Genomic DNA, 12,586 nt, shown 5'->3' with positions numbered 1-12,586 from the left:
CGTTTCACGCATTAGCCGAGACTCATCTGAGCCGGGTTCCACCCTGCGGAATGTCCCCGCCCCACCTAGACAATCTTGACCATGCAAACACCGCAAAGTCCGGCGATGCCGGAACTGTCACTACATCCATCCATCAACGAGGTAGCCCTGTGGCACGGGGTCGATCCCAGAACCGTTAGGCGTTGGCTTCGAGACGGACTCATCGAAGGTTACCGCCTCGGGCCGCGACTGATCCGCCTCGATCGGGACTCGGTGCTCAGCATGGGTCGCCCGGTTGGTAGCGCGCGTTGAGCGCGCAAGTGTCAACACATGCCGATGTGTTTGCTGGAATCGTAGGCGTATGTGTTGACACATACGCAAAACCTGTATGTGTCAACACATAAGCCGATAGAGGCGATGCCGGAGTGGGAGAAATGGTTGTTGCTGTGAGCTCGGTCGCCGGGTAGTGTCACCAGGCAGCGCGGGGCGACCGCCCCGTCAACGACCCTCACGGAGGACCCGATGCACACCGTTGAAGACATCATCGAAGCGGCAGCCCCCGCCGGCCAGACCGCAAGCTATGGATCAGTGCGGCGATCACGCCGTACGGCAACGATTACGGCCTGACGCGTCAGACAAACTATGTGGCCAACCGGCGCTACGTCGAAGCCCTGCTCAACAACCTCGACGCAATGCGAGAGGTCACCGACGGCAGTCGTTGTTGACTGGGATGCCGCGCGGACCCAGGACCGATGAGCGCCAACGTGATTCGCTGCGACCAGTGCCGCCGACGCGACGAGCTGTGGGCGATGGCGCGGTGAAGTTCTTTGACCGACTGTTTCGGCGACCCCCGCCAGCACCACGTAACCCCATCCTTGTCGACGGCTTCACTGACGGGCACCGCACTTGCGCTGTCTACCTACTCGACGGTGGCGGTGCCGAGGTCCGCGTAGATGACGGTGAGCTACGAAATCCACCGGCCGTCTCCTGGACGCTGGCCCGAGAGCAGGTCCGCTCCGGTGACGCATGGACGCCGCCAGAGGTTGGCCAGTGGATGCGCGACAGCCTGGTAGAGGCAATCAATCGCGCGCGAGAGCTGGCCGACAGCCTGGAAGGTGGCGCGCGATGACCGAACCGGATCCTCTAGCCGAGCCTCGGGCCACAGCCGCCGCGGAGTGCCGGGGCCATTGACCCGGGCGCGCCTCGCCGAGAGTGCCAGCGGTTGAGCAGCTTCCCTGTGGGAAGTGCTCCCGTTGTCGGCGGGGCCGCGGCGGCCTCCAACATCGACAGGAAAACCCAATTGAAGCTCGGTTTGCGACTGTGGGTGGTCGGACGAAGCGCGGGCGGTCCAAAGCTCTGCAGCCCTTTGTCACGGCGCCGCAATGGCAGTATGGCAACCCTAGATTGCCTGCCCGCCTGCGACTTCCAGCGCCGACGGCATCCTGCACGCCTCATGCCCGTAGCGCCATGAGACCCCGCCGCAACCGGGCTGTGCCTGCGGGGTGTACTCATCGCCGGGCGCGGGACGCGCACGCGATGCCGTCGTGGTCCTTATCGAGTGCAGGCCGGTAGGCTGGGTCATCCGCTGGTATGTTCCAGCGGCCATCCTTATGGGCTTCGGCGCAGTTTTTGTAGTAGACCGCTGGCCGGCTCGGAATGGTGGTCGGGTGGGTGGATCGGGATCGGGGAAGGGACACGCCTCGCCTAGCCAGGGCCACGATGACGATTACCACACACGCCAAGATGATGGCGATCAGTATCCAGGCGATCACACGCGCCAGCCGATCACGCGCCTTCTCACTCAGGGCCAGCCGCCGCTTTAGCTGACACAGGCTGGGCATCAGTGCAAAGTGTCCGGACAGAGGTCCCGCTGAGCTGTGGCGACGATGCCCGGCAGGTCCAGTCCCGGTCCCCATGACATGCGTCCAGCTTCTTCCGGTGACATCCCGCCCCGGATTTGCGTGCACACGAAGTGACCCATGCCGAGTGGGTCTGTAACCGGCCCAGTCCCGATGTGGTTCGTGTTGAGATCGTTTAGGAACGCTTGGTCATCTGCGCGGGCAGGCGCCGCGAGCCCGATAGTGATTGTCGCCGCAACCGCCAACGTAGTTGTGGCGATAAAAGATGGACGAGTCAACATGCGCTCCAAATCCCCATTGGACGTTCGTGTTTCGCGACGTGCCCGATTCGTCGATGTGAGCCTATGCGCTTGGCCGCGTATTCACACCCCAAATTGTGGAAAACCCCCGCGGCGAGATGCAGGTCGGGATAGTGTGCCTCCGAATCGCTACGGGGTGTGGGGGCAGATTATGGACATGATGAAGACCGCTCTACTGGCGGCAGCCTGCCTTGCCCTGCTGGTCGGTTGCGACAGCGGCCACCGGCAGGCTAGCAAGGGCGACAATGACAATCATGCGGCCCCGCAAGCGCCGGGCCAAGTATCACTTTACGGTCTGCCCAACTCGCCGCCGAGTTGCCCATCGGGAACCCGAACGGTCGATTCGGTTAAGTACACCGGCGCGTACGTCCCGCAAACGTATCTTCACTCTATCGGTGTTCGCACTCCGGTTTTCTGCAATGACATGACTGACGACGCGCTGGTGGCGATCGGTCAACAACTTGCCCAGCAGAACCAGAATGTATGCACCTACCTAACAAGCGACCACGGACTGAGCAACATTCCGCGCGATGTGGAGCTGGACTTTCGCAACAAAGTGGCCGACCGGATAAAGGATAAGTTGGTCGCTGCTGCGTTTTTTCAGCCCCAACGGAGCGACATGATCAGCCGTGCCGAGGTAGTCGAGGATATGAGTAACGCGGTGCTTGTGAACTTCTGTCCTAACTCCTAAATATTTTACTGAATTCCGTTGCACAGCAACATAATTGCGATAGATTCAAGGGTGATCACCCCGCCCCTAGGCCCGCTCGAAAGTCTGCGTGGCGGCTCGCTTGGTGACCTTGGTCGCGGATTTCCCCCTCCGTGCGGGCTGCGACTTTTTTTGGACGTACTGCGCCAACGCGCAAACGCACAGGTCAGATAGGATTTCATGGATACAACGCTATTGCGGCCAGCGCCGCCGAGAGGACTCCGAAAACGCTCAAAAGCACTGTGGCGCAGTATAATCGAAATATGCGAACCGAATCCAGCCGAGTTGGCGATTTTCCACGAATTATGACGAAATCGACGTTTTAAGGGCCGTTTTAGCGCGATCTGAGCCTGTCGTCACCGGCTCGACAGGACAGCCGCGGCCCAATCGCTGTATGGCGAACTTCGCCGACACCGCGAGCTGGCGGACCGCCTGGCTCGCACGCTGGCGGTGCCAAGCGGTGACACCGACGCCGAATTGAGGAGATACCCGTGAGGCGGCGACGCCAGCCGCCCGACGATTGCGATTGCGGCGAATGCCGCCTTTGGCGGATTCGATTGCAGCGATGGGAGCGGCGGCTTCGCGACTGTTCCGACGCGCCACCAGAGCCGGACCCGGGCCGGCGGCACAACTAGCGCAGCCTCGACTCCTTCTGGCCTAAACAGCGTCAAAGCCGAGACAGCCGTACGGTTTTCGGGCAAACTGCTGTTGTATGGGTGAGCTGCCGACGATCGTAGTGTTGTTGATTGCGGCCACTTTCATCGCCGCCTGTGGTAGCTCCACGCCTGCGGCGACATCTACGGAGACGATCACCGTGTCGCCGCCATCACGACGGCGGCACAGCCGCCTGTTACGCCAGCCCCGGCCTTAACTACAGCAGCAGCCCCAACGGACGGCGTTCACTCCGAGCTGATCAATGTCACACTGCCGCCCGGAACAGTGCCGGCGTGCTGCGGGAAGTATGCGGGCCAAGAAATGTGGCTTGTTACGACGCCCTACCAGTACACAGTCCAAAGCCTTCGTCAGCAGCTGCCGATCTTCCACGACTACCAGGGTGTGCGGTGGTGCAACCAGGAGGTCAACGGCAAGATCGGCTTCACCGAATGGAATTGGATGGACGACAAGAACATCACCCAAGTCCATATCAACGAGACAGGCCAAGTCACCATCTTGCGGCAACCAGACGACGAAGGACGGTACGGCTGCGACACGTCATAAGGAACCAAGCGCAGCGGGCTTCAAATGGCGCGAATGTCAGTCCATTCCAGTGACAAGCAGTGCCCCGGCGAGACGGCGTGTGTCTCCGATAACTCGTTGCAACTCTGCCATCACCATGAAAATGGGAGTTTCGTTAGGCTGTTGGCCCGCCATGACCGTGGTGTTCCGGAAGTCGCTCTCAGCTTTTGGGCCGTTCAGCGCGGCCGCGGTAACTCGGTCCAGGGCGTTGTGTAGCTGGTTGTTATTGGTCAGCAAGTGTGCACCTGAGATCTCCGCGGTGAGATCACTTGCGAGCACGGCGAGCTGCTTGCTGATCGGTTTGAGCGCATCGTCGCGGTCCTGTCGACTGGTTCCACTTAGGATGCGCGGCGTCTCCGCGACCAGGGTTGCAAGTTCGTGCGCGTAGGCGTTGGCGGCTCGCGAGACCCTGATCAGGGCAAGCTTGAACTCCTGCTCACGCAGACTGAGGCGCTGGACTCGGGCGATTTCGCGCTGGGCGTCTAGCTCGGCCTTGTGTCGATCGTCGGCGGCTTTCATCTCTGCGGCGTGCAAATCGCGTGCCGACTTCAGCTCTCCCTCGAATTGCTCGGCCGCATCGATCCTTGCCTGCTCGGCTTGGCGGCGGATGACCAGCGACTGCCATAAGGCAACGACGACCGCGAGCAGCGTGCCCGCTGCGCCAAACGCTTCGGCTACGTTGCCCCAGTTGGTTTCTGTGTAATGCCCGTGGAGTTCGACGGTCTGCTTCACCACGATGAGGACCAAGATCAGGGCCAGGACCGCGCATGTGGGGACTAACCAAGTCGCGTTCGTCGCGCACCACGACACTGCCGTCTGATACCGGTTGAGCGATGGCTTGGGCTGCGTGGCCGATGCGTTCTCGGGCGCTTCGCTCACACGACGCACACTAAAAGCCATAGCGGGCAGTTGTGTGGCGCCGCGCCGCGCGCGCTGGCCGAATTACTATTGCATGGCTATTGCATGACCCGCAGTAAGGGCAGCTAACAATGCGGCCTGAACTGCAATAATGCCGGTGCGCGATACTGGGATTGAACCAGTGCAATCGGTTTGCTGACTCTGTTTACTTGACCAGCATATTTATGGCGTTACCTGCGCTGAGCTCAAATAGTACAACCGGAATCGTGCGGAAGCTAGCGGAGATGAGTGTGCTATCGTCAGGTCACAGCTAGGTCATGACCTGACATTGGAAAGGCCACAGTGACGCGCGGAGCCGGTCGCAAAGACCGCCAGACCGGAACATTCGGTTCCGTTGACAAGCTGGCTACGGGTTACCGCGCTCGCTACTTCGGACCCGATGGTCGCCGCTACAAAGCCCCCACCCTTTTCCTCACCAAGAAAGAAGCCCGCTCGTGGCTGTCACTACGGCAAGCGGAAATAGTGCGCAGGGCGTGGGCGCCCCCAGAAGCTGACGAACAACCAATGCCAAAGCTCACCTTCGAGGCCTACTCGAAAACGTGGATGGCTCAGCGCGACCTGAAAGACCGGACCCGCGAGCACTACGACAAGCTGCTCGAGCATCACATCGTGCCCACCTTCGGAGCGTTGCCGCTAGCGTCAATCACCGCCGATGATGTACGGGCCTGGCACGCGAAGATGGGCGCCAAGACCCCGACCTTGCGCGCCCACGCCTACGGCTTACTGCGCACCATCATGGGAACCGCGTTGTCGGACGGCAAGATCAAGGTCAATCCCTGTGTGATCCGCGGCGCCGGCACTGCCCGCCGTGTCCACAAGATCCGCCCGGCGTCACTTGACGAAATAGAGACCATCACCCAGGCCATGCCCGAGCAGTATCAGGCGATGGTGTTGCTAGCCGCCTGGTGCGCTTTGAGGTTCGGTGAGCTGACCGAGCTGCGCCGCAAAGACATCATCATCGTGGAGCCGGACGACAGACCAGAAGACGGCTACGGAATTGTTCGCGTCGAGCGCGCTGTCGTCCGAGTCAAGGAGGGCTTCCAGCCCACCACCCCGAAGTCCGACGCAGGGCGGCGCGATGTTGAGATTCCGCCTCATCTGCTGCCACTGATCAAAGACCACCTGGCGCGGTTCGTCGCTAAGGACAAGGATGCGCTGCTATTCCCGGCAGCCCACGGGGAGCACCTGGCGCCCGCCACTTTGTACCGCCAGTTTTACAAAGCCCGGTCAGCGGCTAAGCGGGATGACTTGCGCTGGCACGACCTTCGGCACAGCGGCGCCGTCCTCGCGGCCGCGACTGGCGCCACGTTGGCGGAACTGATGGCGCGCCTTGGCCATTCGACCCCGGCCGCGGCGATGCGTTACCAGCACGCCGCGCAGGGGAGGGACCGGCAGATCGCCGCACTGCTATCCAAGATGGCAACAACGAAGGAGTGACATGGGCACAGAATTAGTCAAGGTTTGGTGCCGTCCGGAAAATGGCGGTGACCACAAGCTCGGCGTAGTGGAGGCCGATCCGGCAGAGGGAGGCATCGTTTATCTCAGCTTCAAGTACCGTGCCAAGACAACCCACCAGGACTCGAACGGCCCGGAAATGGTCTTCGCCTCAGACCACGAAATCCCTCTAGTCGACAACGCGGTCACTAACATTCCGGCATGGTGCCCAAGTTGTAGAGCTCCTCTCGAGCTGTCCTCGCGCGACCTACTCGCTTGGGCAGACGAGGCAATGGGTGCGCAGCAGACCCTCCACAAGTACCTGGACCCGGAAGCAGCTTTAAAGAACGACCAGCTCTGGCAGCTGGCCAACGAACAGAACAACCGCCCAGACCTTGGCAGCCTGTACCCCGAAGACAAGAAATCTAGTTTCAGACGCCGCGACCCGCGATGAGATACACGGTATTTCCGCACGCTTCTGGTAACGTCTAGCGCGACCCACGCGGCGTCCGCTAAACGGCTTCAATTTCGACCGGGCATGAAGTCTCCAATTCTCACCATGGAGACCTTCTGTGCCCGAAAAGATTCTTACTCGTCGCGAGATCCTCACTCGTCGCCGCTACGTCAAGATCGCTGAAGCGGCCGAATACCTTCAAGTCACCGACCGCACCATCAGGCAAATGATCGCCGATGGGCGATTGACCGGTTATCGCAGTGGCACGCGGCTAGTCCGCGTTGACCTCAACCAGATTGACGCCGCTATGGCGCCGTTTGGCGGTGGCGACCATGCCGCCTAAACAACGAAAAAGGCCGGCCCGGGCTGGGAACCGACCTTCTCGCAACACATCGACTGCCACCCAGTTTATCGCACCCCGGCGACAAGATGGGTACACAGCGCCGGACGCCGAGGACCGCGCCGACACCGCGATCATCGCGGCGGCCGAGGCGCTTGGGTACAGGCTCGGGGTTCGTTGCCTGGACTGCGGTCACTGGCTGTCCGCGCCCAAGTCTGTCGCTACGCATCGTGGTCCGGTGTGCCGTGCCAAGGCGGTGACGGCGTGAAACAGACTGAATCGCAACAGGTCTCATGGTGGGCGGTTTATGAGCTGATCCAGCCCATTCTCAACCAGGTGAACGACTGGCCCATGCTGGGCACGCCGGCCTGGTGTAGCCTCGCGCACACCGACCCGCGCAAGTGGTGCGCACTGCTCGATGGAGCGCAGCACTGGGCACTTCGTGTTGAGACGTGCCAGGAGGCTAGGGCCGATGCCTCTAAGGCGATATCCGCCGCAGCCGACTGGAAGTCCGTCGCATCAAAAATTCAGCAGCGCCGCGGCGCGTACATCCCTCGGGCGGTGGACCAGTGAACGAAAACCCCGACCGCACTGACGAGTTCCTTGACTTGTACGGACCCGTAGATGGCGCCGAGTTGCTCGATGACATCGAGCATTTTCTCGGCCGGTTCGTGGTGTATCCATCTGAGCATGAACGCCGCGCACATGCGCTGTGGATTGCCCACGCCTGGCTGATGGACTGCTGGGATTCAACCCCTCGTATCGCGTTCCTGTCACCGGAGCCCGGTAGTGGCAAATCTAGGGCTCTCGAAGTCACCGAACCGTTAGTGCCGCGGCCGGTTCACGCCGTCAACACAAGTCCGGCGTATCTCTTCCGCAAGGTATCCGACCCGGATGGGCGCCCAACGATCCTCTACGACGAGATTGACACCGTCTTCGGCCCGAAAGCCAAGGACAACGAAGACATTCGGGGAATGCTTAACGCCGGGCACCGCAAGGGTGCGATGGCCGGCCGATGCGTGGTCCGCGGTAAGACCGTGGAGACGGAAGAGTTACCCGCCTATTGTGCTGTTGCCCTGGCTGGCCTCGATGACTTGCCGGACACGTTGATGTCTCGGTCGGTCGTGTGCCGCATGCGGCGGCGAGCACCGACAGAACCTGTTGAGCCCTGGCGTTATCGAGTCAACGCGCCCCAGGCGCATGAACTGACGGCCCGCCTGGCCGATTGGGCCGCCTCGGTGTGTGAACATGCCGTCGATATGTGGCCTGAGATGCCGAGCGGTGTTGAGGACCGCGCGGCCGATGTCTGGGAAGCCCTTCTGGCCGTTGCCGATTTGGCGGGCGGCCACTGGCCCGACGATGCGCGGCGTAGCGCTGTAGCGCTTGTAGCGGCTTCTATGGGAGGCGGTCCCAGCATTGGGGTAATGCTGCTGCGGGACGTGCGGGCGGTGTTCGATGAACACGCCAGCGACCGACTGATGACAGATCAGTTGCTCAAGAGCCTGCACGATCTTGAGGAAAGCCCTTGGGCCAGCATCAATCGCGATGGCAAGGCGTTGGACCCACGCGGCCTGGCGCAGCGCCTGGGCAAGTACGGGATCAAGTCCCGCAACGTTCGCGATTCTGGGGGCAAAGTGCTCAAGGGCTATATGCGCGAGGACTTCAACGACTCCTGGTTGCGGTACCTGCCGGACGACCCCGGAGGACCGTCTCCCATAGGAAGCGCTACATCCGCTACACCGCTACAGCCATTACCAAGAACCGCGCCCCGGCGCCCCGGCTGTGTATGCACCAACCAATCAGAGCCCTGCTTCTACTGCGTGGCTGCAATGAAAGGAAAAGCATCGTGACCCCCAATGACCGCCACAAGTGTGACCTGTTCATCAAGAGCCTGACTCTGCTGCACGTGGACGACGACGGTTTGACCGACAACTGCGACTTCACCGAGATCAAGGCCATCGCCCAGTTGTGCCCTGAAGTCCGAGAAATCACCGCGGCCGGCGAGACGCCCGAACAGCTCGCGCTCCACAGAGTTGCTGTACTGACCGAAGCCGTCTGCCTCACATGGGGGATGGCAAATCGGAAAGCGGTGAAGGACTGGGTGATTGCGCGCGGCGAGTTGCTGGTTTTACGGATTGGCGTGGTGTAGAATTGTTTGCTAAGCGTTAGACCGGTGACATATCGACCCGCGACGGGGCAACGGCTTCCCGAAAGGCCGGCCGCCAACCCGCCACCGCTCGAACCAATCACCAGGGAAACGCGACACAGCACGGCTCTTGCTAAGTCGGCTGACCAGCACCGACGGGTGCGATTCAAAGTAGTTCTCTTTAAGCACGTCTAGGGAACCCGGTACTTACTCCGCCGGGTTCCCATAGGCGTTATCCCGTAAGGACATTCCATGAAATCCCGCTTCCTGATTGAGCAGAGGCTCAATGAGATCAGCAAAGAAGCAAGACGGTTCGACGTCAGAAAGTTCGACCAGCTATCCGAGAAACAAATCGCATATATCAACAAGCTGGCATACGAACAAGCCGACCTAGAAGACCAGCTCGAGGTTTACAAGAAAGCAAGCGCCATGTCCTCGTATGCTTCGCCGGCCGAACACGGCTTCGCCAACGTCAATCCGGGTACATACGACAACGGCGCCTTTCCAGGCGGCCAACGCTGGCAGCTCCCAGAGGGCGAAGGGTCTAACATTGCCCAACTCAAGCACCACGCCCCATCGCCGTATGACATGACCCCAGAGCAGTTGGAATCCCTGTTCCAAGCCGGTAAAAGTGCTCAGTCGTTTTCCACGACTATCGACGAGCGCGGTAACCGCAACAAAGCGTTGTTCGGCGGCATGCGCGATAAGGCGGCCATTGGCGAAGGCGCGTCCGGATCACTGATTCCGCCAATTTTGTTGCCGAACGCATTTTCGATGCGGGTGGAGCCGACAAGGATCGCGGAATATTTTCAGGTTGTCGAATCCGAGGGTCAAACCGTCAGCTGGATTCAACACACCGCGAACTCGACCGCCGCGTCCGCATTGGCCGTTGCGGAAAACGCCCAGAAGCCGGACATCGGGCCAACATTGACGCCCTTTGACGCCACGTACACGGTGGTGGCCGGCTTGGCGAAGGTGTCGAAGCAGCTGTTCACCGACTTCGAGGACGTGGCGTCATTCATGCCGCGGGAGTTGAGCAACTGGATCATCATCGGCGAGAACTACCAGCTGCTCCAGGGCAGCGGGACGGGTGTGAACCAGACCGGCCTGTTCAATACCAGCGGAACTCTGACGCGTCAGTACGACTCCACTGGCGGCGACACGCTCATTGACACAGTCCTCGAGGCCGCGAACGACATTCGCGTCGGCGGCAGCTATGCCGAAGCGGATTTGATCCTGCTGCATCCGGCCGACTGGCTAGCCATGCGGAAGTTGAAGACGACGTTCAACAGCTACATTTTGGACCCCAACGACCCCAACACGTTGGGCGGTATCGACAACATCTTCGGTATCCGCGTCGTTGTCAGCACCCAGGTTCCACAAAGCCATGCAGCCGTTCTGGACTCCAAGATTGCGGTGAACATCTTCCGCCGCTGGGGCCTAGAGATTATGGCAAATCCGTATGCGGACAGTGCGTTCGAGTACAACCAGATCCACTACCGTGCGGAGACTCGTTTCGCGCTCGGGGTGATCTATCCGGAGGCGATTTGCCTGGTTGACCTGACGGACGCCGCGTAAAGGAACGCGCTATGCCAAAGACGCCCGCAATCCGTCCCCTTCCAGTAGGTTCACCCGAGGATGCCGCTCTCACCATGAGGGCGGCACTTTGGTGGGGTCAACGATCAAGATTTATCCAGCAAAAGCGGGAACCAATCGGTTTTCGATGTTCGGGAGGGAAGACATGACGTCGGGGGGATTCGTAGCAATCGGAGTGTTGATTCCGTTGTCCAGCGGTCTTATCGCAAGTGCGATAGCGCAGCACAAACAGCGGAGCGCCGGTGGCTTTTTTATGCTGGGTATTTTCCTAGGCCTCTTCGGTATCCTGGCTGCTGCTATCGCGTCGCCTGGCAAACCCGCTACCCCAATGGGTCTGGTCGCTGTCCATTGCCCACGATGCAATGCGGAGCAAAACGTGCCGCGAGGCGAGCCCACATTTCAGTGTTGGCAATGCCACTTGGACGTACCTGTTGATAGCCTTGGCATCAAACCGGAGGTCGACGGAGCGCCAGGCCTCCTACAAAATGCGAGGGCCGCGGCGGTGGCGGCGGGTATATTTCTGCTGTTCGGCCTAGGGCTGGTCATTCAAGGCAAAGATCACTTCAGCCCGATTGATTTTGTCACTTTGTTTGTCGGAATTGGTGCGCTCGGATTAGGTGGCCTTGCGCTTAAAGCGTTTCCAGAGCGGGGCAAGTTTATGGTCATCGTTCCGTCGATTGTGATTTGCTTGTTCGTCATCAGGCTGATAGAAGTAGCGGCTACTTAGGCGGCATCATGACGAATTCCGAGTCGCTTCCCGGTCATTCCGAGATGTGGACCTCCTGCCAGGGGGTATGCAAATCTCAGCAAACGACCATCCGGACGAGCCAGAGGCTGCGGCAGTCTTTCGCCCACGAAAATGCTGTCTCACATGTGAGATTGAAAATTCGTTGGCGAAAACTGCTGGGGGCCCTCGACTCCGCGTGGCCCCCTCCCTCCCGAGATGTACCTATCCCCTTCAGATTTGAGAGCAAATGGCGACACTGGCCCATGGGCGCACCAGGTATACGCGCGGGTGCCGCTGTGGCGTCTGTAAGGCCGCCGAGCGCGATTACCAGCGTGACCGCTATCGACGCCAGCGTGGGCTTCCGGTCGACCCGCCGGACCCTCCGAAGCTGAATGTCATTAGTTCGCCGCCAGTTTCCGCACAGGACGGGTCTGTCGTTAGGGCTGTGCGTGCGGAATTGGATGCTGCGCCGGCCGCTGTCGAACGTCCCGGCCTGACAGCAGTGGCGTTTGCGTTGGCTGAAATCCTCGACGATCCGAGGCATGTAGCGACTCAGCCCGCCGCGGCACGCCAGCTGGTGGCGATTCTGGGCACGCTGTCGAAGCGGACCCCGCGCCGCGGGAAGCTGGCGGTGGTCAAGTCAATGACGGCGAGTTCTCCGTCGGCTTAGGTTGCTTAGTACAGGTAGACCACCGCGTCGTTTGCCCCAGTGCAGGTAATTACGTGGGAGCCGATGCAAGTCATCACGTAGCTCTGGTTAGTGACAGGACTCATGACGTTCAGCGTGATGGGTGCACCTCGTGGATCTTGCCGAAGGTACTGTGCGCGTACCGCTTCAGCGAATGGGCAACTGGTTATCTCCGTACCGGCGGCAGAATTGCTCAGCGGG

14 protein-coding genes are annotated in these 12,586 nt (G+C 60.6%); 11 read left to right on the top strand and 3 right to left on the bottom strand.

All coding sequences use genetic code 11. The features are described 5' to 3' along the window. Positions 1-1,487: 1,487 nt before the first annotated feature. Both AC5Y7E_RS11715 and AC5Y7E_RS11710 read right to left on the bottom strand, forming a co-directional pair. Positions 1,488-1,820, bottom strand: coding sequence for an excalibur calcium-binding domain-containing protein (locus AC5Y7E_RS11715; protein ID WP_499949031.1), 333 nt, complete (start codon positions 1,818-1,820; stop codon positions 1,488-1,490). Further along, positions 1,820-2,119: a DUF732 domain-containing protein gene (locus AC5Y7E_RS11710; RefSeq protein WP_499919827.1), complete on the bottom strand. Its 300-nt coding sequence runs from the start codon at positions 2,117-2,119 to the stop codon at positions 1,820-1,822. Before AC5Y7E_RS11710 ends, AC5Y7E_RS11715 begins: the two co-directional genes overlap by 1 nt. Before the next feature lie 175 nt (positions 2,120-2,294). On the opposite strand from AC5Y7E_RS11710, the gene AC5Y7E_RS11705 reads away from it, so the two are divergent. Together AC5Y7E_RS11705 and AC5Y7E_RS11700 are read left to right on the top strand one after the other, a co-directional pair. Then, complete coding sequence (locus AC5Y7E_RS11705) at positions 2,295-2,828, top strand: hypothetical protein (protein ID WP_499919525.1); 534 nt, start codon at positions 2,295-2,297, stop codon at positions 2,826-2,828. 993 nt (positions 2,829-3,821) lie between these two features. Next, entirely contained in the window at positions 3,822-4,064 is a 243-nt protein-coding gene (locus AC5Y7E_RS11700; RefSeq protein ID WP_499919526.1) for a hypothetical protein, read from the top strand. 36 nt (positions 4,065-4,100) lie between these two features. Here the strand turns inward: AC5Y7E_RS11700 and AC5Y7E_RS11695 are convergent, their stop codons facing one another. Next, positions 4,101-4,961 (bottom strand): hypothetical protein, encoded by an 861-nt coding sequence (locus tag AC5Y7E_RS11695; RefSeq protein ID WP_499919527.1) that lies wholly within the window; start codon positions 4,959-4,961, stop codon positions 4,101-4,103. Positions 4,962-5,282: 321 nt separating this feature from the next. Between AC5Y7E_RS11695 and AC5Y7E_RS11690 the strand changes: the two genes are divergently transcribed. The 9 genes from AC5Y7E_RS11690 (at position 5,283) to AC5Y7E_RS11650 (ending at position 11,697) form a co-directional block, all read left to right on the top strand. Beyond that, entirely contained in the window at positions 5,283-6,437 is a 1,155-nt protein-coding gene (locus AC5Y7E_RS11690; protein ID WP_499949029.1) for a tyrosine-type recombinase/integrase, read from the top strand. A gap of 1 nt (position 6,438) precedes the next feature. Next, positions 6,439-6,888, top strand: a complete 450-nt coding sequence (locus AC5Y7E_RS11685; RefSeq protein ID WP_499949027.1) for a hypothetical protein — start codon at positions 6,439-6,441, stop codon at positions 6,886-6,888. 130 nt (positions 6,889-7,018) lie between these two features. Further along, on the top strand, positions 7,019-7,231 hold the full coding sequence (locus AC5Y7E_RS11680; protein ID WP_499949195.1) for an excisionase family DNA-binding protein: 213 nt from the start codon (positions 7,019-7,021) through the stop codon (positions 7,229-7,231). After that, on the top strand, positions 7,221-7,496 hold the full coding sequence (locus AC5Y7E_RS11675; protein ID WP_499949194.1) for a DUF6011 domain-containing protein: 276 nt from the start codon (positions 7,221-7,223) through the stop codon (positions 7,494-7,496). Before AC5Y7E_RS11680 ends, AC5Y7E_RS11675 begins: the two co-directional genes overlap by 11 nt. After that, positions 7,493-7,801, top strand: a complete 309-nt coding sequence (locus tag AC5Y7E_RS11670) for a DUF2742 domain-containing protein (RefSeq protein ID WP_499949026.1) — start codon at positions 7,493-7,495, stop codon at positions 7,799-7,801. The genes AC5Y7E_RS11675 and AC5Y7E_RS11670 overlap by 4 nt, the downstream gene beginning before the upstream one ends. After that, entirely contained in the window at positions 7,798-9,078 is a 1,281-nt protein-coding gene (locus tag AC5Y7E_RS11665) for a DUF3631 domain-containing protein (RefSeq protein ID WP_499949025.1), read from the top strand. Before AC5Y7E_RS11670 ends, AC5Y7E_RS11665 begins: the two co-directional genes overlap by 4 nt. Continuing rightward, on the top strand, positions 9,075-9,377 hold the full coding sequence (locus AC5Y7E_RS11660) for a hypothetical protein (protein WP_499949023.1): 303 nt from the start codon (positions 9,075-9,077) through the stop codon (positions 9,375-9,377). The genes AC5Y7E_RS11665 and AC5Y7E_RS11660 overlap by 4 nt, the downstream gene beginning before the upstream one ends. 249 nt (positions 9,378-9,626) lie before the next feature. Then, on the top strand, positions 9,627-10,952 hold the full coding sequence (locus AC5Y7E_RS11655) for a phage major capsid protein (protein WP_499949022.1): 1,326 nt from the start codon (positions 9,627-9,629) through the stop codon (positions 10,950-10,952). A 91-nt stretch (positions 10,953-11,043) separates the two neighbouring features. Further along, positions 11,044-11,697, top strand: a complete 654-nt coding sequence (locus tag AC5Y7E_RS11650) for a hypothetical protein (RefSeq protein ID WP_499949021.1) — start codon at positions 11,044-11,046, stop codon at positions 11,695-11,697. Positions 11,698-12,586 lie beyond the last annotated feature (889 nt).

This window comes from Mycobacterium sp. NGS17 (assembly GCF_059813205.1).
The sequence above is the reverse complement of the archived record's forward strand: the minus strand, read 5'-3'. Positions and strand labels throughout refer to the sequence as shown.

What these genes read in the sequence shown, in the direction of transcription:
- AC5Y7E_RS11715 (WP_499949031.1), bottom strand. Translation starts at nt 1,820, where the DNA reads ATGCCCAGCCTGTGTCAGCTAAAGCGGCGGCTGGCCCTGAGTGAGAAG.
- AC5Y7E_RS11710 (WP_499919827.1), bottom strand. Translation starts at nt 2,119, where the DNA reads ATGTTGACTCGTCCATCTTTTATCGCCACAACTACGTTGGCGGTTGCG.
- AC5Y7E_RS11705 (WP_499919525.1), top strand. Translation starts at nt 2,295, where the DNA reads ATGATGAAGACCGCTCTACTGGCGGCAGCCTGCCTTGCCCTGCTGGTC.
- AC5Y7E_RS11700 (WP_499919526.1), top strand. Translation starts at nt 3,822, where the DNA reads ATGTGGCTTGTTACGACGCCCTACCAGTACACAGTCCAAAGCCTTCGT.
- AC5Y7E_RS11685 (WP_499949027.1), top strand. Translation starts at nt 6,439, where the DNA reads ATGGGCACAGAATTAGTCAAGGTTTGGTGCCGTCCGGAAAATGGCGGT.
- AC5Y7E_RS11675 (WP_499949194.1), top strand. Translation starts at nt 7,221, where the DNA reads ATGCCGCCTAAACAACGAAAAAGGCCGGCCCGGGCTGGGAACCGACCT.
- AC5Y7E_RS11655 (WP_499949022.1), top strand. Translation starts at nt 9,627, where the DNA reads ATGAAATCCCGCTTCCTGATTGAGCAGAGGCTCAATGAGATCAGCAAA.